The sequence below is a fragment of the Actinomadura soli genome (assembly GCF_005889715.1).
Classification (GTDB): domain Bacteria; phylum Actinomycetota; class Actinomycetes; order Streptosporangiales; family Streptosporangiaceae; genus Spirillospora; species Spirillospora soli.
On sequence record NZ_VCKW01000009.1, the window covers coordinates 33409 to 54179 of the forward strand.

The window sequence follows — 20771 nt, forward strand, 5'->3', positions numbered from 1 at the left end:
TGCCGTACTCATCGCGGCGTGCTCATCGAGCGCTCATAGCAATCTCGACCTGCTTCCGACTAGACGTCGCTTACCTTCGGCCTTTCAGCCATCCTGCTGCTGCGCGGCGCGTGCCGCAAGCCGGGCCCGCAGCGCACCGGCGTCGAGCGGGCCCGGAAGGCGGAACGCCCTCGGGAACGCCCGACGTCGCTCTGCGAGCTCGAGACAACCGGGATCGGGGTGCAGATGCGCGCCCCGTCCCGGCAGCCGCCCACGCGGATCGGGGACGATGACGCCCTCGACCACCACCAGGCGCAGCAAGTCGGACTTGACCGAACGAACCCGACAGCCCACACACGTGCGGACAGGGGCCGCTCGGCCACGTGCCATGAGTCTACCGCGCCGACGCGTCGGCGGGGCCGGTCGCATGGGCTCCTGGCGTAGAAGATCCAGATTCGCCGGGTTCGGCCGCCTTGGAGGCCGTTTCCCCGGAGGTGGCCGGCGGCCCCGGAGGGGCCGCCTGCTCGGGCTCGGTGTCGGACCTGATGTCGATCCGCCAGCCGGTGAGCCGGGCGGCGAGCCGGGCGTTCTGGCCCTCCTTGCCGATCGCCAGGGACAGCTGGTAGTCGGGCACGATCACCCGGGCGACCCGGGCGTCGGCGTCGACCACCTCGACATGGGAAACCCGTGCGGGGGACAGCGCATTCCCGACGAACTCCGCAGGGTCCTCGGACCAGTCCACGATGTCGATCTTCTCGCCGTGCAGCTCGGCCATCACGTTGCGGACCCGGCTGCCGAGCGGGCCGATGCAGGCGCCCTTGGCGTTCACCCCGGCCTTGCGGGAACGCACCGCGATCTTGGTGCGGTGGCCGGCCTCGCGGGCGATCGCGGCGATCTCCACGGTGCCGTCCGCGATCTCCGGGACCTCCAGCGCGAACAGCTTGCGCACGAGGTTCGGGTGCGTCCGGGAGAGCTGGATCGACGGGCCGCGGTGGCCCTTGCGGACCTGCACGACGTAGGCGCGCAGCCGCTCGCCGTGGTCGTACTGCTCGCCGGGCACCTGCTCCTGCGGCGGCAGGACGGCCTCGATCTTGCCGAGGTCGACCAGCACGTTCCGCGGGTCCTTGCCCTGCTGGATGATGCCGCTGACGATGTCGCCCTCGCGCCCGGCGTACTCGCCGAAGGTCAGCTCGTCCTCGGCGTCGCGGAGGCGCTGCAGGATGACCTGCTTGGCGGTGGTGGCCGCGATGCGCCCGAACCCCGTCGGGGTGTCGTCGTACTCTCCGACGGCCTCGCCGTCCTCGTCGGTCTCGGTCGCCCACACGGTGACGTGCCCGCTCTGGCGGTCCAGTTCGACGCGCGCCTTCGGCGCCGCGCCCTCCGTCCGGTGGTAGGCGATCAGCAGAGCGTCTTCGATGGCCTTGACGGCCACGTCGAGCGAGATGTCCTTCTCGCTCTCCAGGCCCCGCAGGGCGGTCATGTCGATGTCCACGAGGTTCCCCCCTCTAGTCCGGCTCAGCCGGAGAACGCGTTCCCTCGGCCGTGCCCGCAGGGTGTTTGAACTCCACCTGCACGCGGCCGCGCCCCAGCTCGCCCAGGCCGAACCGGCGCCGGACGGTCTCCGTCCCGGCGGCCTTCGGCCCGGCCGGTCTCGACCCGGCCGGCTTCGGCCCAGCGGACCTGCCGCCCTTGGCCCCGGCTCCCTTGTTCCGGCGCTTCTGGACGACGTCGATCTCCACGGCCTCGCCGTCGGCCGCGACCACGCGGCCCTCGATCTGGCCTCCCTCGGTCAGCGGGGCGACGACCAGCCGGCCGACGGCACGGCGCCAGTGCCGCGGCTCGGTGAGGGGGCGGTCGACGCCCGGGGAGGTCACCTCCAGCACGTACGGCGAGGTCCCCATGACATCGGCGGAGTCGAGCAGCTCGGAGGCCGTCTCGCTGATCGCGGCGATGTCGTCGAGGCCGACGCCGTGGTCGCCGTCCACGACGACGCGCACGAGGCGGCGCCGGCCGGCGGGCCGCACGTCGACCTCCTCCAGGTCGAAGCCCGCCTCGCCCACCGCGGGCGCGAGCAGCCTGGTCAGCTCGGCGGCGTCGGCGCGCGCCGGACGCCCCTGGCGCGCCGGGGCGCCGTCGCGGCCGCCCTGGTCGCGCCCCCCTTGAGCGCGGCCACCGTGGGACTCGACGCTCATGGGACCCTCCTCCTGTTGTGCCGCCTGCGAAGTGCGCCGCCTGCGATCGCGGATCTCGCCGCTCGTACCGTGACACCTCAAGACTATCGACAGCCGGGGACCGCAGCGGTTTTTCGTTCGGCTCACCGGCGCGGCGGATATGGAATGCTTGAGCAGGCCCGATGGACGAGTCCCGGGCCCCGGGCCGCTGAGGGCCGCCGCCACCACTCCACCGGGTGAGGAGACTCCCTTGCCAGAGGCCGTCCCGCGCCCGCCGGAAGCCCTGGCGCACCCGTCCGGATCGCTGTCGCGCCCGCCCGGATCGCTGTCGCGCCGTGCGCTGCTGGGCCGGGGGGCCGCGCTGGGCGGGGGCGCGCTCGTGCTGCCGTGGCTCGCGGGCTGCGCGGCGGAGGCGGCGGCGCCGCGCGAGGACGTGCCGACGCTGGCGGGCGCGATCGCGTCCGAGCAGAACCTGATCGCCACCTATGAGGCGGCGCGGTCCGTGAACACGTCGCTGGCCGGACGGCTGGATCCCGTCCTGGCCCATCACCGGGAGCATCTCGCCGTCCTGAAGCGCCATTACGTTCCGGGGTCGGGCGACCGGGCCGGTGAGGGCGGCACCATTCCGCCTCCGAGCGCCTTGCCCGTCCCCCGGGGCGGCGGGGTCCTCGTGGTGTTGCGGGCGGCGGAGGAGCGCGCCGCGGAGGAGCGCAGGTCCGAGGCCGCCAAGGCCGCCCCGGGCCTGGCACAGCTGCTGGCAAGCATCGGCGCGTGCGAGGCGGGCCATGCCATGCGGGTGAAGGGGCAGGTCCCGCGGGTCCGGTCGAAGTCCGGCGCCGAGGCCGTCCAGACGGCGCTGGCCGCCGAGCATGCGGCGGTGTACGGGTACGGGGTGCTCGGGGCCCGGCTGCAGGGGCCGCTCCGGCAGACCGCGAAGGCCGTCTGGAACGCCCACCGGGCCCAGCGTGACGCGCTGATCTCGCTTCTGTCCGGCACGCCGGTCGCCGCGGCGCCCGTCTACGAGCTGCCGGTCAAGGTCACCTCGGCGCGCAGCGCGGCTCAGCTCGCGGCGGCGCTGGAGGACGACCTTGTTCCCGCCTATGTCGGTCTCGTCGGCGTCTCCTCCCCCGACCTGCGCGCCTTCGCCGCCGACGGCGCGCAGCGGGCCATGGCGCGGTCGACGGCCTGGCGCAGCAGGTCGGGCGCGGCCGGGCTGGGGGACGCGTTCCCGGGGCTGCCGTCCACGGCGCTCTCCCCGCGCTCCGAATCGGGTGAGTGATCTTCCGCACGGTGGGAACGAACCGCCCGATTTATCGCGTTAGTCCCTTTACATGGGGATGACTCGGGGGAGGAGTCCAGACCGGCATGACCGCCATTCCTGAGGGAAGCGCCCTCGACGAGCTCCGGGCCGCCTACCACGAACAGCTGACCCAGCTCGCCACCGAGCGCGACGCCGCCCGCCGCCAGGCGCGCAGGGCCCAGGCCCAGGCCGACGTGGCCCGGGCCGACCTCGCCAGCCTGAAGAGCCGCGTCCACGAGCTGCTGAACGCCGCCGCGCGGCACCTGCCGGACCTTCCGGCCGTGGAGGCTCCGAAGGCCCCGGCGCGGCGGGCCCTTCCCGCCGCGTCCGCTCCCGCATCCGCCACATCGACCACGTCCACCGCGTCCGCCGGTTCCGAAGAGGCTGGAGAGCGTCCGGCCCGAGCCGCCTGACCACGGGAGGAACGGCCCCCGCAAGGGCCGTCGGAGACCGCCGGGAACGCCGTTCCCGGCGGTCTCCGCCGTCCGGGGCGAGGCTGTAGGGTCGGGCGAATGACCGCGTACGGCCTTCTCGTCTCCCACTCGCACAACCGGGTCTACGCCCAGGCCGCCGCCGCGCTGGTGAAGGCGGAGCTGACGGTGTTCAGCGAGCGGGCGCTCGGCGGGCGCGTCCGCGACGTCCGGGAGACCGCGATCGGCGGCGTCCCGTACGTGACGTTCTCCGCCGACGGGCTGACGGAACAGGACGTCCGCCTCCTGTCGAACCTGTCGTCGCTGTACGCGCTCTTCCAGATCGAGGACGAGCTCCTCCGTCCCGTCCCGCTCCAGCCGCTCGACCTGTTCGGCAGCGATCTGCTCACCATCCAGAAGTACTCGGGCAAGACGAACGAGTACTTCACCAAGCTGCTGCTGAACGTCACCGCGATGGCGACCGACTCCCCCATGGACCTGGTCACCGGCCGTCCGCGCGTCCTCGACCCCATGTGCGGCCGCGGCACGACCCTCAACCAGGCCATGATGTACGGCCTGGACGCCGCCGGGATCGACATCGACGGCAAGGACTTCGACGCCTACGCGGCCTTCATCAAGACCTGGCTGAAGAACAACCGGGTCAAGCACCAGGCCGAGGTCGCCAATATCCGCCGTGAGAAGGCCGTCCTCGGACGCCGCCTGCACGTGACGCTGGGCGCGTCCAAGGAGCGCTACAAGAGCGGCGAGACGATGGAGATCACCGTCGTGAACGCCGATTCCGTCGACGCCGGGAAGTTCTTCCGGCCCGGGTCGTTCGACCTGATCGTGACCGACGCGCCGTACGGCGTCCAGCACGGGAGCCGTCCCAAGGGCGGGCAGCCGGGGCGGAGGGGCAAGCCGCAGCTGTCGCGCAACCCGGTCGAGCTCCTCACGGCCGCCGTTCCCGGATGGGTCCGTCTCCTGCGCTCCGGCGGTGCCATCGGCATCTCGTGGAACACGTTCGTGGGGCGCCGTGAGGAGCTCGCGGACGTGCTCACGTCCAACGGCCTGGACGTCCAGGACTCCGACGCCTACCTCGGCTTCCGCCACCGCGTCGACCAGGCCATCACCCGCGACCTCATCACCGCCCGCAAGCCTTGATCATCTTCCCGGTCATGGAGCGTGCCAGCGTTCGATGTGCGGGAGCAGCTCGGTCAGGTCGTGGATGAGGGCGTCGGGCGGGGTGAGGCCGGGACGTTCGAAGGCGTGGGTGGTCTGGTGCCGGATCTGGACGGCGCGCAGCCCGGCCGACCTGGCGCCGTGGATGTCGTCGTAGGGGCGGTCGCCGACGTAGACGCAGGAGGCGGGATCGGTGGCGCCGACGGCGTCCATGGCGGCGCGGAACGCCTCGGCGTGCGGTTTCGTCCAGGGGATCTCGCTGGAGTAGACGGCGCCGTCGAGCAGGTGCAGGACGTCGTCGCGGGCGAAGATCCGCTCGTGCAGGTCGCGCGACCAGATGGTGTTGGACAGGACGCCGACGCTGATGCCGCGGTCGCGAAGGGCGTGGAACAGGCCGGGGACGGCGGGGTCGGTGTGGGTGTGCGGCGTCCAGGTCTCGAAGTGGGTGGCGAGGAGCGCCTCGGTGGGCTCGACGCCGGCGATCTCGAAGACCTCGGCGAGGGTGGCGCTGCGGTGCTCCCGGTCGCCGCGGCGCGAGAGCGCCAGCTCGGCGTCGGCGAGTGCGGCGGCGGCCTTCTCGACGTCGTCCGGGGGGAGGTGGGCGGTGCAGATCGCGCGCCACATGTCGGCCAGTTCGATGTCGTGCCAGGGGGTCAGCGTGCCGCCCCAGTCGAAGATCACAGCTTGTACGCCCATGCTCCGGATCGTAACCATCCGCGCGGCATGGACGATCACTCCCGAACGCGATGTTCCGGGAGTAGGGCGGCCGTCAGCGGGGATACCGGCCCGATCAGCGGAAACCGACACGGACCGGAGGAGCCATGAGGGCGCGCAAGCCCGGTGAGGCCAGGGACTTCCGCGACGACATCGACGATATGGGCGACGACACCCAGGACGAGCAGATCGGCCTGACGGAGGAGTACGTCACCGACCCGCCCGAGGAGTTCGAGATCGAGGAGCCCCGGCAGAGCAGGGACGGGCTGAGCATCACCGAGTACGAGCGGCAGGCGGCCCGGGAGGACGACGACGAGCGGCCCCATCCGGACACGCCCGCCGAGTCCGACGCCGTGAACCCCACACGGAGACCCTGAACGCGGGGCGCCGCCCGAGGCGCCGTCCGGACCGGTCCGGGTCGGCTAGGGCATGCCGGGCTTCTGCATTTCCTTGCGATAGATCCAGTACAGCATCCGCTGGCCGGGGCGCTCGGTGACGCCCCAGACGCGGTCGCCTTCCGGATAGGGGTCGAAGGCGAGGGACTCCCCGCCGATCGGCCCGACCTGCTTGAACGGCGCGTTGCCGTCCCCGTCGCGGTCGCTGTAGATGGAGCCGGGAGAGGCGCCGTTGGACGTGTTGTAGTAGATCGTGTCGCCCGTCCCGCTGTGGTAACCGGAGGCGCCCTGCACCTTCGTGAGGTTCGTGCCGTACACGACCGAGGACGTCACCCGTCCGGACGCGTCGGTCTTGAGCGACCCGTCCGCGTTGAGGGGCCACCGGACCACGCGCATGGGCCGCGCGGACGTCACCCCGCCCGCGGTCTTGAACTCGGCGGTGAGCAGGCTCTTCGGCGAGGTGGTCGGGTCGTAGGTGACCGTGCTGAAGCACAGGTCCTCGTCCTGCGCGCTCGGCGCCTTGTCCCAGGCGGGGCAGGAGCCCGCGTTCTCGGGGCTGAACGCGGCCGTCTGGAACAGCGCGTACTTCTCGTTGTGGGCGTAGAACCTGCCGTCGTCGCCCACGCCGAGGATGTTCTCGCCGGTGGCCACCTGGTAGGTGCGCCGGATGTCGTACACCCGCAGCCCGGACGTGCTGGCCGTGTAGAGGAAGTCGCCCGCGAGCGCGGTGCCGCCCTGGTGCTGCTTGGCCTCCGCGACGCCCTTGGTGGTGACCGATCCGGTCGGCGGCGCGGCGGGTGAGACGTCCTTGAACGCGAGCCTCCCGTCGGCGGTGGCCGTGGGGATCACCAGCGTGACGGGCTGGTAGGCGCCCTTGGCCTGGACGCGCGGACGGGTCCCCACCGTGATGCGCGACCCGTCCGTCACCCAGTCGTCGCCCTCCTTGTGCCGGTGGTACCAGCTGAGAACGACGCCGTCGAGCTGCTCGGTGCGGCTGATGGCGACGCCCTGCGGGATCCAGTACGGGGAGCTCTTGTCACCGTTGTCGAAACACCACGCGCCGAGCGTCACCTTGGCGTCGACGGCCTCGACGGCGTCGTTGGAGCCGCATTCGCTCTTCCAGCTCAGGCCGTTGCGGGCGCCGGACGCGGCGGCGGCGAGGTTCGGCCGGCGCGTCATGCCGCGGTCGGGGTTCGCGGCCATGGCGTCGAGCTGCCGCAGGGCCTCCGCCGACACGGGCGCGGACTTCATGGTGAACGAGACTCCGGGGAGCGGCGCGGTGTCGCCGGCGGCGGCCGCCGCGGCGGCGGGCGAGATCGCCACCGTCCGCGGGGTGCCGAACGGCAGCGCCACGGCCGCGGCGACGGCGAGGACGGCGCCGCCTCCGAGGCCGATCATGGTCGTCGTCCGGGGGGTGTACATGGTGACCTTTCCGGGAGACGGGCAGAAATTAGGACAGAACGGAGAGCCTAGGCACTCATTGATCATCTGTCAGAACATCCCGAGAGGTTCCCATGGTCCGCCGGCCGCGTCCCTGTGATGGGCGAGGCGATGGCTACCCCGCGATTCGCGGTCGTACCGCGCGGGGAATGTCATGGTTCGGGCCTAGGCTGCGCCAAAATAGGCGGATTTGCGGAGGTGACCGGAATATGCACGACACGGTCGCCGCACCGCCGAAGCGTCCGCCGTGGCGGCGGGCGGGCGTGCTCGTCCAGTGGGGGCTGGTCGTCGCCGCGCTCGCGACCCTTCCGCTCTACCGGGACGAGCTTCCCGACCTCGGCGCCGTCTGGACGGCGGCGAGGCACGCGGACCCGGGCTGGCTCGCCCTGGTCGTCCTGGGAGTGGCGGGCTCGATGGGCGCGTTCGCGCGGCTCCAGCGCCGGCTGCTGCGCATCGGCGGCCTGCGGATGTCGCTGCGGCGCGCATTCGCGATCACCTACGCGGGGAACGCGCTGTCCACCACGCTGCCGGCCGGTCCGGCGGTGAGCGTCGTCTACACGTTCCGGCAGTTCCGCCGCGGCGGGGCGTCGGCGCAGCTCGCCACGGCCGTGATCGTGGCCGGCGGCGTGATCACCACGACGGCCTACTCGCTGATCGGCCTGCTCGCGCTGCTGGCCGCGTCGCACGCCCATGGCCCGGCGCCGGCCGTCCTCGCCGCTCCGCTGGTGCCGGTGGCGCTGCTCGTCCCCGCCCTCCTCTGGCGGCCGTCGCGCGCCCTGATCACCGCGCCGATCCGGCGGGCCTGCCGGGCCGTGATCGCCCACCCCGGGATCGCCCCGCACGCCGCGCGGCTGGCGGACGTCCCGCACAGCCTGCGCCCGACCCGCCGCGACTGGGCCGCGCTGATCACGCTCTCCGTGCTGAACTGGGTGTTCGACATCCTGGCGCTGCTGTCGGCGGCGCAGGCGGTCGGCATCGACGCCGCCCCGGACGGCGTCGCCCTCGCCTACTTCGCGGCACAGGCGGCGGGCAGCCTGCTGCCGCTGCTGCCCGGCGGTCTCGGCGCGATCGAGGGCAGCATGGCCGCCTCGCTGGTCGCGCTGGGCGCCGCGCTGTCGCCCGCCGCCGCGGCGGTCGGGCTCTACCGGGTCGTGTCCTACTGGGCCGTCGTCGCGGTCGGCTGGGCCGCGTGGGCCGCCCTCCACGAGGGCCCGCGCATCCCGTCCCGGGTCAGGACGCTCCTGGCCGGTACCGGACGCCTGTTCCTGGACGGCCTGGCGTCCGTCGCCCTCGTCGCGCCGGGCGCCGCCGTCCACCCGCACGCCCGCACCGAGGCCCGCCGCCCCTGATCAGACGGGGCTGTCTTCAGGGGCCTTGAGGCGGGCCAGGACCTGGAGAGGGTCGGCCAGGACCTCGGCGAAGGCGAACTCGGCGGCGCCCACCAGGGTGGTGTCGTCGCCCAGGGCGGCGGTGCGGAGTTTCACCTTTTCGCGGGAGGCGGCCAAGGCGCCGGTGGCCAGGACGCTGCGGATCTGTGCGGCGGCGCCCAGGTAGATGTCGCGGAGCGTCCCGCCGAAGACGATGAGGCCGGGGTTGAAGATGTTGACGAGGTTGGCGACGCCGAAGCCCAGCCAGGTGCCGACGCGCTGCAGCGCCTCGCGCGCGACGATGTCGCCCGCGTCGGCGGACGCCACGATGTCGCGGACGGCGTCGCGGCCCGGCTGGCCCGGGATCTCCTCGCGGCCGGCGTGCGCGAGGAGCGTCCGCTCCCCCACCTCGGCCTCCAGGCAGCCCTTGGAACCGCAGGCGCAGGGCCGCCCGCCCGGGTTGACGATCATGTGGCCGATCTCGCCGCCGTAGCCCTCGTCCCCGGTGAGCAGCCGGCCGTGCGCGATGATGCCGCCGCCGACGCCGACGTCGCCGTGCAGGTAGATCAGGTTGTCGGAGTTGACGCCCGCGCCGCGCTCGTGTTCGGCGAGCGCGCCGAGGTTGGCGTCGTTGCAGACGGAGACGGGGATGCCGAGGCCGAGGCGGCGCGACAGCAGGTCGCCGAGCCGCAGGTCGCCGACGTCGAGGTTGGGGCCGAACATGATGGTGTCGTCGGAGCGCCGGACGGTCCCGGGGAACCCGACGGCGGCGCCGACGCAGACGGCTCCTCGCTCGGCCTTGCGGACGAGCGAGCGGGCCCCGGCGACCAGCACGCCGATCAGGTCGGCGGGGTCGGAGTCGCGGGACCGGACGCCCTCGCGGCGGTCCAGCACGATGCCCCCGAGCCCCACCCGCGCGACGACGAGCCGGTCGACGCCGACCTCGAACGCGAGGACGTAGACGCGGGTGGACTCGGGCCGGACGACCAGGGACGGGCGCCCGGCGCGCCGTCCGGGGCCGCGCGGCAGCTCCTCGCGGACGAGCCCGGCGGCGGTGAGGTCGGCGGTCAGCGCCATGATCGTGCTGCGGTTCAGGCCCAGGGACTCGGCGAGCGTCGCCCGGGACGCGGGCCCGCGCAGGTGGACGAAGCGCAGCAGCGTCCCGAGGTTGTGCCGCCGGATGTCCTCTTGTGACGGGCCGCCCTTCATCATCGGCGCTTTCCCGGCTCGCCGCTGGTCCCCGAGGTGATCAGCTCCACGACCTGCCGGTGCGTGACGTCGGCGGTGCTGACCTGGGCGACCATCCGGCCGAGGTACAGCGCGGCGATCCGGTCGGAGACCGCGAAGACGTCGTTCATGTTGTGCGAGATCAGCACGACGGCGAGGCCCCGGTCGGCGAGCCGCCGGACGATCTCCAGCACCTGCTGGGTCTGCGCGACGCCGAGCGCGGCGGCGGGCTCGTCCAGCACGACGACCTTGCTGTCCCACAGGACGGCGCGGGCGATCGCGACGGTCTGCCGCTGCCCGCCCGACAGCGTCGAGATCCGCCGCCGGACCGAGCCCATCGTCCGGACGGAGAGGCCCGACAGCGTCGTGCGGGCCATCTCCTCCATCGTGTCCTCGTCGAGCGCGAGGCCGCGGCGCCGCTCCCGGCCGAGGAAGAGGTTCTCGACGATGTCGAGGTTCTCGCAGAGCGCGAGGTCCTGGTGGACGATCTCGATCCCGAGCCGGGTGGCGTCGCGGGGGCTGCCGACCCGTACCGGGCGGCCCTCGAAGCGGTACTCGCCCGTGTCGAACGGGTGGATGCCGCCGATGCACTTGACCAGGGTCGTCTTGCCGGCGCCGTTGTCGCCGACGAGCGCGGTGACCTCGCCCGGATACGCGGAGAACGCGACGTCGTCCAGGACCTTCACGGAACCGTAGCTCTTGCCGATGCCGCGCAGATCCAGTGCTGGCGTCACTGACATGCCGAGAGGCTCCCACCGTGCCGCGCCGCCGCGCGCCAGGCGGTCGTGGTCCGTGAGCGTATCAGCAGCGTTCCACGGCCCGGAAGCACCGTCCGGGCCGTCGGGCAGGGCCGGGAAGCCGATGGGGCGGGCCACCGGCTCCCGTCCGTTCCCGGCCGGGTTCACGGGTCATCTCCCCGCGCTCGACCGCCGGCGCCTGGCCAGCGCGTCGATGCTCGCGGCCAGCAGCAGCACCAGCCCGGTGATCAGGTAGCTGAGGTAGGCGCTGGTGCCGAGCAGCCCGAGCCCGTTGTCGATGAGCGCGATGACGAGCCCGCCGAGGACGGCGTCGCGCGCCTTGCCGCGTCCGCCGAACAGGCTCGTCCCGCCGATGACGGCGGCGCCGACCGCGTACAGCAGCGTGTTCCCGCCGCCGGCGCTGGTGGCGACGGAGTTGAGGCGGGAGGCGGCGACGATGCCGCTGACCGCCGCCAGCCCGGACGCGATCATGAAGACGGAGATCCGGATGCGGGTGACGTTGATGCCCGCCCGGCGGGCGGCCTCGGAGTTGCCGCCGACCGCGTAGATGTGCCGCCCGTAGGCGGTGCGGCCGAGGACGAACGTGCAGACGATCAGCAGCGCGGCGACCAGCGGCACGCCCCACGGGATGCCGCCGAGCGTGATCAGGGGGCTCGGGGCGCGGTCGAGGCTGAGCACGTAGGTGCTGATCAGCAGGGCCGCGGCGACGACGGCGCACTGCGCGACGACGAACTCGATCGGCTTGGAGTGCAGCCGCCGGACGTGCTGGCGCCGCCACCGCAGCAGCTGCGTCGCGGTGTACCCGGCGACGCAGACGCCGGCGAGCGCCCAGCCGAGCCAGATCGGCATGTTCTTGTTGGACAGCGCGACGATGACGTCGTCGCGGACGGGCACCGTCCCGCCCTCGCCGATCAGCCGCAGCGTGACGCCCTGCAGGCCGAGGAAGAACGCGAGCGTGACGACGAACGACGGTATGCGCAGCACGGACACGAGCCAGCCGATGGACGTGCCGATGACGATGCCGATCGCCACGCCGCTCAGCACGGCGGTGTACCAGGGCTGCCCGGCGTCGGTGATGAGCTTGGCGAGCACGGCCGCGCACAGCCCGCTGGCGACGCCGGCGGCGAGGTCGATCTCGCCGAGGAGCAGCACGAACACCAGGCCCATCGCGAGGATCGTGATGGGCAGCGCCTGCACGGACAGGTTCGCCATGTTCCCCTTGCTGAGGAACGTGTCGGGCTTCAGCGCGGTGAACAGCGCGACCAGGGAGATCAGGCCGAGCACGGCGGGCAGGGCGCCGAGCTCGCCCGCCTTGATCCGGTGCCAGTAGTCCAGGAGCGCGGACCTCATGTCGTGCTCGCGCCGGTCGGTCGCGAAGTCCGAGTCCGCCAGCGTCATGGTCCCGCCGGTGGCGCCCTTCGTGAGGTCGGGGCGCTTGGTGAGGTCGGGGCCCTTGGCGACGCCGTCGCCCGGGATGTCGGTGGACACCTGCGTCCTCCCTTCAGATGCTCTCGGCGGCGGTCTGCGGCGCGAGGCCGAGATCGCCGGAACGGCCGGCGGTGATGAGCTCCACGACCTGGCCGTGGGTGACCTCGGCGCGGGCGACGTCCGCCGCGACCCGGCCGAGGTACAGCGCGGTGATGCGGTCGGCCACCTCGAACACGTCGTTCATGTTGTGCGAGATGAGCACGACGGCGTGCCCGGTGTCGGCGAGCCTCCGGACGAGGTCGAGGACCTGCCGGGTCTGTGCGACGCCGAGCGCGGCGGTCGGCTCGTCGAGGATGACGACCTTCGACTCCCACAGTGCGGCCTTGGCGATCGCGACGGTCTGCCGCTGCCCGCCGGACAGGCTCGCCACCTGCTGCCGGACCGACTTGACGGTGCGGATTGACAGCCGCGCGAGCGTCTCCCGGGCCGCCTCCTCCATGGACGGCTCGTCCAGCACGAGGCCCTTGCGGCGCTCCCGGCCGAGGAACATGTTCTGCACGATGTCCAGATTGTCGGCCAGCGCGAGATCCTGGTAGACGACCTCGATGCCGAGTTCGGACGCGGCGCGCGGGCCGTCGACGGTCACCGGGCGTCCGTCGAACTCGATCTGCCCCGAGTCGAAGGGGTGGATCCCGGCGATGCACTTGATCAGGGTGGACTTGCCCGCGCCGTTGTCCCCGACGAGGGCCATCACCTCGCCGAGCCGTACGGTGAAGTCCACGTCGTGCAGCACATGGACGGCGCCGAAGCTCTTGTTGAGCCCGGTCAGGCGGAGGACGGGGTCTCCGTTGTCTGCCACGTGTCTCCTTCCGTGTCTCCCTGCCGAGGTGGTCCCGTGGCGGGTGGTCCCGTGGCGGGACGGCGCTCGTGGCGGGGATGGGTGCTCGTGGCGGGCCCCTGCGTCCCGGGTTTCCGGGGGATCCAGGACGTCCCCAGTGGATCGGGGCCCGCCACGAGGTCAGCGGGGGGGCTACTGGACGCCCGCGTCCGCGCACTTGGCGGCGTAGGCGCCCTTGCAGAGGTCCGCCTTCTTGATGAAGCCGTCGTCGACGACCTGCTTGACGTTGTCCTTGAAGACGGCGATCGGGGTCAGCAGCACCGACGGGACGTCCCGCTTGCCGGTCGGGTCGTTGACCGTCCCGTTCGTCTCGCCCTTCTGGCCGTTGATCAGGGAGACGGCGAGCTTGGCGGCGGCGTCGGCCTCCTGCTTGACCGGCTTGTAGACCGTCATGCACTGGTTGCCGTCCAGGATGTTCTGGAGGCCCTCCAGCGTCGCGTCCTGGCCGGTGACGGCGACCTTGCCGGCCTGCTTGTTCTTCTTGAGGATCGACACGACCGCGCCCCCGAGCGCGTCGTTGGCGGCGACCACGCCGTCGATCCTGCCCTGCTGCTCGGTCCACATCTGCTCGAAGATCGTCGCGGCCCGGTCCGCCTTCCACTCCGGCACGGCCTGCTCGGCGGCCTTCGTGTAGGTCGCCGCCTTGTCGAGGACGCTGTGCGCGCCCTGCGAGAACAGGGTCGCGTTGTTGTCGGTGGGCGCGCCGTTCAGGTAGACGATGTTCGACTTCTTGTCGCCGAGGCACTTCTGCAGGCCCTTGCCGAGCTCCTCGCCGACCTTCACGTTGTCGAACGACACGTAGTAGTCGGCGACGCCGCCGAGCGTGAGCCGGTCGTAGTCGATGGTCTTGACGCCCTGCGCCTGCGCCTTGCGCTGGACGGCCGCCGCGGAGTTGGAGTCCAGGCCGTCCACGATCAGGACGGTGACGCCGCTGGTGAGCATCTGGTCGGCGATTGTCTGGAAGCGCTGGGCCGAGCCCTCGGCGTTCTGGATGTCGTAGCCGACGCCCGCCGCCTTGAACGCCTGCTCCAGGTAGGGCCGGTCGAAGCTCTCGTACCGGACGGACGAGGTGGTGTCGGGCAGGATCACGCCGACCTTGCCCTTGGCCGATCCGGAGCCGCCGCCGGACTCGCCGGAGTCGTCCCCGCACGCGGTGAGGGTGAGCGCCGCGGCCGCCGTGAGGGCCGCCAGGCTGAGGATCCCCTTGCGCATAGCCCGGGTCCTTTCTGGGGGTGGCCGCGCCGTGCCGCGGCCGGGGGGTAAGGCCGAGATGTCGGTGTCCGAGGCCACCGACGGGAATGTTGTGCCCCGCAACATATGTCGGCCTTGTCCGTCACGCCAGACCCGTCGCCCGGTTGATTTGTTGTTGGCGATAACAATCATGTAACCGCGAGATCAACCCGGCCCTGCCCCTGTGCCGAGCCCGCGCGCACTCGCCACCGCGCCCGCATCCGTGCCGGGCGCGGCGCATCCCGAATGTTCGGCGCGTCAACATTCCCCCCGCCCGGCGCGCAGCCGCACAGGGAGATCCGCCGGGGTCCGGGAGACCGGCCGGGGTGGCGAGATCGGCGATTGGCAGATCAGGCGGATAGCGAGACCGGCGTGCGGCGGATCAGGCGGGCGGCAAGACCGGCGTGTGGCGGATCAGGCGGGCGGCGAGATCGGCGGGTGGCGGGATCAGCGGGTGGCGAGGACCCGCGCGATGCGGGCGGCCGCGCCGGACGCGTCATCGGCGGGCACGATGCGCTCGGCCCAGGACCACCAGTACCACCAGCCGTCCGCGGCCTGCTCCGCCAGGACGTTCTCGGTCAGGGCCGACGCGTCCGGGTTCATCACGTGCAGGACGGGCGACTGGTCGCGGGGCAGGACGATCCGCACCCGGAACCCGCGCTCGACCAGCGCGTCACCGAGCTCTTCCAGATATTCGATCCGCGTCTTCGACGGCGCGGCGGTTCCCGTATCGTCAGGCGTCATCCTCGGTTCCTCACGGCAGTTCCCCACGGACTCCGCGCGGCCCGACGAGATCCCAGCCTCCCGCTTCGTCCGCCCGTGTGCAAGCACCGCCGGCCGGTCGGCCCGGCCATTGCCCCCGCCGCCCGCCCGGCCTGCCCGTTCGCGGGCCCGGCGTTCGGGGCGCGTTTCGGACGTCGGCGAGCGGCTATCCGGGATATCTTGCGCATAGCAGATGAACATGACTTGGGGGCGACGTATGACGCTGGGCCCGGATCCAGCAGCCGACCCGGACGCCACTCCGATCTTCGGTGTCCCGGCGGGCGCCGCACCGGGAGCCGCACCGGGCGCCCCGGGAGGCGCTCCAGGCCCCGGGCAGGCGCCCCCGCCTGCCAGGCCCCGCGCGGGCGGGCGGACGTGGCACCGGTTCCACTACGCGGTCGGCGTGTTCCTCATCGCGTACGGCGTGACGGGGCTGCTGAGCGGCTTCCTGCTGTGGAGCGACCGGCAGGACGAGATCGACGGCTACTTCGCCTCCGGCCCGGCGACGGGCATGCTCGTCCTGGTCAAGCTGGTCGAGGGGGCGCTCGTGCTGTGCGCGGTGGCGGGGGTGGCGCTGCGCCGCGACATCCTGTTCGTGCCGTCGACGGCCGGGTGGATGGCGGGGTTCGCGATGTTCGCCGTCCTGGACGTGTTCACCGGCAGGTGGGGCGGGCTGGCCGAGCACCTGCTGTACCTGGCGGGATTCGTCGTCCTGCTGTTCCTGTCGTACGGGCTGAGCGCGAAGGCCCAGCTAGCGAGCGCGCCGCGGCAGGAAGGCGACACCCCGCCCGGTGATTCGCCGGACGACGGCTCGTCCAGCGGCCCGCACCGGCTCACCCGGACGCAGGAGTTCGCGCTCCAGGCGATCAACCGGGCCGCCGCGCTGACCGGCCCGCGGCCCCGCCCCGGGAGACACGACTGATCTTGGCAGAAGTTGCCCTTGGTGGTGCTTCCGTCCGGTGACACGTTGTCGCCATGAGAGCCCGAAAACTGGTGTCGCCCCTGCTGGTGGCGATGTCCCTGGCGGTCCCCGCGGCGCTCGCGGTGCCCGCCGCCGCACAATCCCCGACGGCCCCGTCCGGCTGCGATCCGACGCGGACCGAACCGGTCTACCGGGGCAAGGTCCCTTCCCCCGAGCAGGTCCTCGGTTTCGAACTGGGTGAGCGGCAGGCCACCGCCGCCGAGTCCGACACGTACCTGGAGACGGTCGCCGCCAAGAGCGAGCGGGTGATCTCCGGGACGCTGGCCAGGACGGCGCAGGGCCGTCCGCTGAAGTACGCCATCGCGGGACGTCCCGAGCTCATGTCCAAGGCCGGGCTGGCCAAGGTGCGGGCGGAGGCCGGGCTGCTGCGCGACCCGCGCACGCCGCAGGCGCTGGCCAAGCGGATCACCGAGCGCGGCGTCCCGATCCTGTGGGTCAGCGGGAACGTGCACGGGAACGAGCCGAGCGGCACCGACGCGGCGCTCAAGGTGCTGCGCGACCTCGGCGACCGTACCGACTGCGCCGCCACGGCGATCCTGGACAACGCGCTCGTCATCGTCCTGCCGACGCAGAACCCGGACGGCCGGGAGGCGGGCACGCGCCAGAACGCCTACGGCTTCGACATGAACCGCGACTGGTTCGCGCGGACGCAGCCGGAGACCGACGGCAAGCTGGAGATGCTGAACCAGTACCCGCCCGCGCTCTACATCGACGCGCACGAGATGGGCGGGACGTCGTACTTCTTCCCGCCGAACGCCGACCCGATCTACCACGAGACGCCGGAGCAGGCGGTCGGCTGGATCAACGACCTGTACGGCGCGGCGATGGCGGCCGAGTTCACGCGGCAGGGCATCGACTATTTCAATCGCGACGTCTACGACCTCTTCTACCAGGGCTATGGCGACACGGTGCCGACGAGCGCGTTCCATGCCGCCGGGATGACGTTCGAGAAGGGCGGCGAGAGCCCGTACCCGGAGCGGGTGAAGGAGCAGTACCTCACCCAGTGGGTGACGCTGTCGGCCGCAGGCCGCAACCGGCATCAGATCCTGAGCCAGTGGCGGCAGATGACCGTGGACGCCTACGCGCAGGGCAAGGCGGGGAAGCTGGAGCCCAACCAGGTCTACAACCCGCCGAACCAGATCGACCGGCAGGTGCCCGACCGTCCGCTGCGGAGCTACTTCCTGCGGGACGACGACCCGGCCAAGCGCGACGAGGTGCGCACCATCGTCCGCCGCCTGCAGCGGATGGGCGTGGACGTGAAGAGGCTCGCCCGGCCGCTGACCGTCGCCGACTTCAAGGCGTACGGGCGGCCCGAAGCGAAGACGACCCTCCCCGCGGGCACGTACTGGATCTCCATGGCGCAGGGCCAGAAGCACTGGATCCAGGCGATGCTGAACGAGGACTCCTACACGCCGTTCCCGTACTTCTACGACGTGACGGCGTGGAGCCTGCCGCTGCTGGGGAACGTGTCGGGCGGGTCGTCCGGGGCCGTCCTGCACCCGCGCGCCACCCCCGTGGGGACGCTGCCGGCGCCGCGTCCCGGGCATGACGGCACGGCGCCGAAGCTCGGTGTGCTGCAGCTGTCGGCGACGTCGTCGGCGGCGCGCCAGTCGGCCGGCTGGCTGCGGCACCGCCTCGACCGCGACTGGAAGCTGCCGTTCACACTGCTGACCCCGGCGGACGTGGCCGCGGGCAAGCTGGCCGGGGTCGAGGTCCTGGTGACGCCGGACGGCCCGTCGAAGCCCGCCTACGACGCGCTCGGCGACACCGGGCGGGCCGCGCTCCAGCAGTGGACGCGGGACGGCGGCCGCTACATCGGCTGGCAGGGCGGCACGGAGCTGGCGGCGCTGCTCGGCCTGACGACCGCGACGCTGACGGAGCCGGCGTCCGACATCCCGGGCACGCTGTTCCGCGTCAAGGTGGACGGGACGAGCCCGCTCGCCGCGAACGTCGGTGCCACGGCCTGGAACTTCACGTCCTACGACCCGGTCATGAAGGCGTCCAGCGGGGTCGTCGTGGCGTATCCGGAGCCGGACTCACCCGACTGGTTCGTGTCCGGTTTCGAGCAGGGCGCGTCCGAGCTGGGCGGCACCGCGGCGGTCGTGGACCAGCCCGTCGGCGCGGGACGGTCCGTGCTGTTCGCGGCGGAGCCCAACTTCCGCGCGTTCACCGACGGGACGGCCACGCTGCTCTACAACGCGATCCTCGGACCGGACCCGGCCAAGGCGCGGGCCCCGCAGGCGGGCGCCACCGCGAAGGCGGCGGAGCGGGCGGCGGCGCTGCCGTCGCATGAGTCGCCGTTCCGCGTCTCGGTGAGGTCGGCCGACGCGGCGAGGGCGGCGTCGGTCCTGCGGTCGGCCGGCGCCCGGTGGGCCGAGAGCCGCAGCGGCGACGTCGTCCACTACGTGATCGACAACCCGCGCGGCCTGCCGACCGATCACCACCCGTTCGCGGGACGGCTCCCGTCCCTCATCCGGAAGGCGGGCATCGACCCGATCGCGGTCACCCTTCCCTGAGCCGAGCGGCGTGCCGGGCTGCGGGGGCCACCCGGCACGCCGCCCACTCTTACTTACGCACGATCCAGGCGATAGCGGTCATCGTTCCCGGCGGAACCTCGGTGAACCCGCCGTCGCGGACCGCAACCGTCGCCTTCTTCACACACTGCCGCCACGGGACGTTTTTCGCCGCTGTTTCCCGAGGGGGGACGACCCCCCACGCCCCCCGGTCCGACTTCGTCGGAGTCAGGTGGACGCGGGCGCCGCCGTCCAGCCACGCGGCCACGTCCTTCCGCCGCCCCTGGCGCAGCAGGAGCTGGGCCGCGTGCCCGCACTGGGCGGCGGCCTTGCCGGTCGTGATCGTCACGTCCGGGTTGATCGCGATGACCGCGTACGGGGGTTCGGGCGGCGGGCCCGGCTCCTCCGCCTCCGCCAGGTCGAGGCCCGCGACCTGCAGCTTCGCCAGCTCGGGCGGGACGTCCGCGACCGGGCCCGGCGGGAACGCCCGCACCTGCGCGCCCGCGTGCCCGACGGTCACGCCGGGCAGCGCCTCCGCCTCCGGCCACCGCACGCCCCGCGCCCGCCGCGTCACCTTCCGGATCCGGCGCGCCTCCCACTCGCGGACGGCGCCGTGCCACTCCCCGTCCGGCTCGGTGGCCCGGGGGTCGGCGAGCAGCCGGACGACCGCGGTCGCCGCCGCCTCGCAGACCGCGGCGTGCTCGGGCGGGGCGGCCTTCTCGGCGCGCACCACCAGCTGCATCGCCCAGGGCGGATCGTCGCGGGGATCGAAGTCGGGTCGCACGCGTGGAGTATTCCAAACTCCGCGCGGCTTTCCGGACCCGGATGTGGGTACGGCAACTTGTGCCGTCCCTCGGACGTCTTTCCTGTTACGGGCCGAACGGCCCTCGCCGGTCACGGCGGGGGATGGCGGAGCAGTCGGGTCGGAGGTCGCCGGTGACCAGTGGCGCGTGGAGCGACTCCATACCGGGAGTCGGGACGTACTTCGTGGGGATCGACGTCGCCCCGGGACGCTACCGGTGCGACGACGGCAAGGGCGGCTGGTGGGTCCGCTTCACCGGCCCCGGCGGAGGCGAGCCGGTCGGCTCGTGGCCGCTGCCCGCCGGGCCCACGGAGATCGAGATCGCGCGGACCGACTTCGCGTTCGAGACGCACGTGTCCACGTACTGGCACCGGATCGCGCCGCCGCGCGCCCCCGAGGACGGCGTGCCCGCCGAGCCCCGCCCCGTCGCCGACCCGGCGCTGCGCGCCGATCTCGACACGCTCGTCGCGCGCCGCAGGCCGCTGCTGTGGCTCGCGCCGATGACCGTCCTCGGCCTCGGCCTGCTCGGCTCGCCGGTGCTCGGCTCGCTGTGGCTGATCGCCCTCGGGATGCTCGCCGTCCTGGTCGCGCTCGGCACCCCGTCGGTCTCCCTCGACCTGCGCCGGGCCCGCGAGCTCGAACGGCGCCGCGACCGCTACTTCACCCCCGAGGACTTCGACGACGAGGGCCGTGCGCTGCTGGCGCGCGTCCAGGCGGCGGTCGACGCCGTCCAGGGCTCCGCCGTCAACCGGGACGGCCTGCTGGACGCGGTCGACAACGCCGTCACGCTGCCGCGCCAGGAATGGGAGATCGCGCAGGTGCTGGCGCGGCAGTCGACGCTGCGCGCCGACCAGGCGCGGATGGAGGGCGCCTCGACGCTCCCCGAGGTGGCCGCGGCGCTGCGCCCGCTGCGCGACAAGCTCGACATCTCCGTCGCGGCCGTGACGCGCCGCGTGGAGGCGCTCGAACGCTACGCCGAACGCGCCAAGGAGGCGGACGAGGTCCTGCGCGCCCAGCGGCACCTGGAGACGATCGCGGAGAAGGCGCACGAGTACGACGAGCTGCTCGCCGACACCGTCCGCGACGACCTGGCCCTCCCCGCGATCGAGCGGCTGACCGAGCAGAGCGACGAACTCGTCCGCACCCTCCGCGAACGCCTCTCGAAAGCCGCCGAAGCCGCCGAGGAGCTCCCTCCGCCGTCCTGACGTCCGGAGGG

At 72.7% G+C, this 20771-nt stretch carries 20 protein-coding genes; 8 read left to right on the plus strand and 12 right to left on the minus strand.

The window, feature by feature from the left end:
* Window positions 1-84: 84 nt before the first annotated feature.
* Genes ETD83_RS03260 through rimP form a run of 3 tightly spaced genes read right to left on the minus strand, consistent with a single transcriptional unit; the run spans window position 85 to window position 2171 of the window.
* On the minus strand, window positions 85-408 hold the full coding sequence (locus ETD83_RS03260; RefSeq protein ID WP_329602673.1) for a YlxR family protein: 324 nt from the start codon (window positions 406-408) through the stop codon (window positions 85-87).
* Window positions 374-1459: a transcription termination factor NusA gene (gene nusA / locus ETD83_RS03265; protein ID WP_138643551.1), complete on the minus strand. Its 1086-nt coding sequence runs from the start codon at window positions 1457-1459 to the stop codon at window positions 374-376. The genes ETD83_RS03260 and nusA overlap by 35 nt, the downstream gene beginning before the upstream one ends.
* A gap of 25 nt (window positions 1460-1484) precedes the next feature.
* Window positions 1485-2171: a ribosome maturation factor RimP gene (gene rimP, locus ETD83_RS03270; protein ID WP_138643524.1), complete on the minus strand. Its 687-nt coding sequence runs from the start codon at window positions 2169-2171 to the stop codon at window positions 1485-1487.
* A gap of 229 nt (window positions 2172-2400) precedes the next feature.
* Between rimP and ETD83_RS44195 the strand changes: the two genes are divergently transcribed.
* From ETD83_RS44195 to ETD83_RS03285, 3 genes are all read left to right on the plus strand, one after another.
* A complete protein-coding gene (locus ETD83_RS44195) occupies window positions 2401-3429 on the plus strand; it encodes a ferritin-like domain-containing protein (RefSeq protein WP_230420645.1) in 1029 nt (342 codons plus the stop codon).
* Window positions 3430-3515: 86 nt separating this feature from the next.
* A complete protein-coding gene (locus tag ETD83_RS03280) occupies window positions 3516-3863 on the plus strand; it encodes a hypothetical protein (protein WP_138643525.1) in 348 nt (115 codons plus the stop codon).
* 99 nt (window positions 3864-3962) lie between these two features.
* The gene (locus tag ETD83_RS03285) at window positions 3963-5021 is read left to right on the plus strand and encodes a TRM11 family SAM-dependent methyltransferase (protein WP_138643526.1); all 1059 of its coding nucleotides are present in this window, start codon (window positions 3963-3965) and stop codon (window positions 5019-5021) included.
* A gap of 12 nt (window positions 5022-5033) precedes the next feature.
* Here the strand turns inward: ETD83_RS03285 and ETD83_RS03290 are convergent, their stop codons facing one another.
* On the minus strand, window positions 5034-5735 hold the full coding sequence (locus ETD83_RS03290) for an HAD family hydrolase (protein ID WP_138643527.1): 702 nt from the start codon (window positions 5733-5735) through the stop codon (window positions 5034-5036).
* A 125-nt stretch (window positions 5736-5860) separates the two neighbouring features.
* Between ETD83_RS03290 and ETD83_RS03295 the strand changes: the two genes are divergently transcribed.
* Window positions 5861-6130, plus strand: a complete 270-nt coding sequence (locus ETD83_RS03295) for a hypothetical protein (protein WP_138643528.1) — start codon at window positions 5861-5863, stop codon at window positions 6128-6130.
* A gap of 45 nt (window positions 6131-6175) precedes the next feature.
* Here the strand turns inward: ETD83_RS03295 and ETD83_RS03300 are convergent, their stop codons facing one another.
* Window positions 6176-7570: a hypothetical protein gene (locus ETD83_RS03300; protein ID WP_138643529.1), complete on the minus strand. Its 1395-nt coding sequence runs from the start codon at window positions 7568-7570 to the stop codon at window positions 6176-6178.
* Window positions 7571-7797: 227 nt separating this feature from the next.
* Here ETD83_RS03300 and ETD83_RS03305 point away from each other — a divergent pair, with 227 nt between their 5' ends.
* Complete coding sequence (locus ETD83_RS03305) at window positions 7798-8937, plus strand: lysylphosphatidylglycerol synthase transmembrane domain-containing protein (protein ID WP_138643530.1); 1140 nt, start codon at window positions 7798-7800, stop codon at window positions 8935-8937.
* On the opposite strand, the gene ETD83_RS03310 is transcribed toward ETD83_RS03305, so the two are convergent.
* The 6 genes from ETD83_RS03310 to ETD83_RS03335 form a co-directional block, all read right to left on the minus strand.
* Entirely contained in the window at window positions 8938-10164 is a 1227-nt protein-coding gene (locus tag ETD83_RS03310; RefSeq protein ID WP_138643553.1) for an ROK family transcriptional regulator, read from the minus strand.
* A complete protein-coding gene (locus ETD83_RS03315; RefSeq protein ID WP_138643531.1) occupies window positions 10164-10922 on the minus strand; it encodes an ATP-binding cassette domain-containing protein in 759 nt (252 codons plus the stop codon). The genes ETD83_RS03310 and ETD83_RS03315 overlap by 1 nt, the downstream gene beginning before the upstream one ends.
* A 168-nt stretch (window positions 10923-11090) precedes the next feature.
* Window positions 11091-12428: a sugar ABC transporter permease gene (locus tag ETD83_RS03320; RefSeq protein WP_230420646.1), complete on the minus strand. Its 1338-nt coding sequence runs from the start codon at window positions 12426-12428 to the stop codon at window positions 11091-11093.
* 13 nt (window positions 12429-12441) lie between these two features.
* Window positions 12442-13227, minus strand: a complete 786-nt coding sequence (locus ETD83_RS03325; protein ID WP_138643532.1) for an ATP-binding cassette domain-containing protein — start codon at window positions 13225-13227, stop codon at window positions 12442-12444.
* 171 nt (window positions 13228-13398) lie between these two features.
* Complete coding sequence (locus tag ETD83_RS03330) at window positions 13399-14478, minus strand: sugar ABC transporter substrate-binding protein (RefSeq protein ID WP_138643533.1); 1080 nt, start codon at window positions 14476-14478, stop codon at window positions 13399-13401.
* A 465-nt stretch (window positions 14479-14943) separates the two neighbouring features.
* Window positions 14944-15240, minus strand: a complete 297-nt coding sequence (locus ETD83_RS03335; protein ID WP_138643534.1) for a hypothetical protein — start codon at window positions 15238-15240, stop codon at window positions 14944-14946.
* A 235-nt stretch (window positions 15241-15475) separates the two neighbouring features.
* Between ETD83_RS03335 and ETD83_RS03340 the strand changes: the two genes are divergently transcribed.
* On the plus strand, window positions 15476-16180 hold the full coding sequence (locus tag ETD83_RS03340; protein ID WP_138643535.1) for a hypothetical protein: 705 nt from the start codon (window positions 15476-15478) through the stop codon (window positions 16178-16180).
* A 53-nt stretch (window positions 16181-16233) separates the two neighbouring features.
* The gene (locus tag ETD83_RS03345; RefSeq protein ID WP_138643536.1) at window positions 16234-18756 is read left to right on the plus strand and encodes a M14 family zinc carboxypeptidase; all 2523 of its coding nucleotides are present in this window, start codon (window positions 16234-16236) and stop codon (window positions 18754-18756) included.
* Between the two features lie 49 nt (window positions 18757-18805).
* On the opposite strand, the gene ETD83_RS03350 is transcribed toward ETD83_RS03345, so the two are convergent.
* Window positions 18806-19537, minus strand: a complete 732-nt coding sequence (locus ETD83_RS03350; RefSeq protein WP_138643537.1) for a peptidyl-tRNA hydrolase — start codon at window positions 19535-19537, stop codon at window positions 18806-18808.
* Between the two features lie 152 nt (window positions 19538-19689).
* Here ETD83_RS03350 and ETD83_RS03355 point away from each other — a divergent pair, with 152 nt between their 5' ends.
* Entirely contained in the window at window positions 19690-20760 is a 1071-nt protein-coding gene (locus ETD83_RS03355; RefSeq protein WP_230420647.1) for a hypothetical protein, read from the plus strand.
* Window positions 20761-20771 lie beyond the last annotated feature (11 nt).

Excerpts from the sequence above, each read along its gene's own strand:
- ETD83_RS03260 (WP_329602673.1), bottom strand. The coding sequence starts at position 408 with ATGCGACCGGCCCCGCCGACGCGTCGGCGCGGTAGACTCATGGCACGT.
- nusA (WP_138643551.1), bottom strand. The coding sequence starts at position 1,459 with ATGACCGCCCTGCGGGGCCTGGAGAGCGAGAAGGACATCTCGCTCGAC.
- rimP (WP_138643524.1), bottom strand. The coding sequence starts at position 2,171 with ATGAGCGTCGAGTCCCACGGTGGCCGCGCTCAAGGGGGGCGCGACCAG.
- ETD83_RS03280 (WP_138643525.1), top strand. The coding sequence starts at position 3,516 with ATGACCGCCATTCCTGAGGGAAGCGCCCTCGACGAGCTCCGGGCCGCC.
- ETD83_RS03285 (WP_138643526.1), top strand. The coding sequence starts at position 3,963 with ATGACCGCGTACGGCCTTCTCGTCTCCCACTCGCACAACCGGGTCTAC.
- ETD83_RS03290 (WP_138643527.1), bottom strand. The coding sequence starts at position 5,735 with ATGGGCGTACAAGCTGTGATCTTCGACTGGGGCGGCACGCTGACCCCC.
- ETD83_RS03295 (WP_138643528.1), top strand. The coding sequence starts at position 5,861 with ATGAGGGCGCGCAAGCCCGGTGAGGCCAGGGACTTCCGCGACGACATC.
- ETD83_RS03300 (WP_138643529.1), bottom strand. The coding sequence starts at position 7,570 with ATGTACACCCCCCGGACGACGACCATGATCGGCCTCGGAGGCGGCGCC.
- ETD83_RS03305 (WP_138643530.1), top strand. The coding sequence starts at position 7,798 with ATGCACGACACGGTCGCCGCACCGCCGAAGCGTCCGCCGTGGCGGCGG.
- ETD83_RS03310 (WP_138643553.1), bottom strand. The coding sequence starts at position 10,164 with ATGAAGGGCGGCCCGTCACAAGAGGACATCCGGCGGCACAACCTCGGG.
- ETD83_RS03315 (WP_138643531.1), bottom strand. The coding sequence starts at position 10,922 with ATGTCAGTGACGCCAGCACTGGATCTGCGCGGCATCGGCAAGAGCTAC.
- ETD83_RS03330 (WP_138643533.1), bottom strand. The coding sequence starts at position 14,478 with ATGCGCAAGGGGATCCTCAGCCTGGCGGCCCTCACGGCGGCCGCGGCG.
- ETD83_RS03335 (WP_138643534.1), bottom strand. The coding sequence starts at position 15,240 with ATGACGCCTGACGATACGGGAACCGCCGCGCCGTCGAAGACGCGGATC.
- ETD83_RS03340 (WP_138643535.1), top strand. The coding sequence starts at position 15,476 with ATGACGCTGGGCCCGGATCCAGCAGCCGACCCGGACGCCACTCCGATC.
- ETD83_RS03345 (WP_138643536.1), top strand. The coding sequence starts at position 16,234 with ATGAGAGCCCGAAAACTGGTGTCGCCCCTGCTGGTGGCGATGTCCCTG.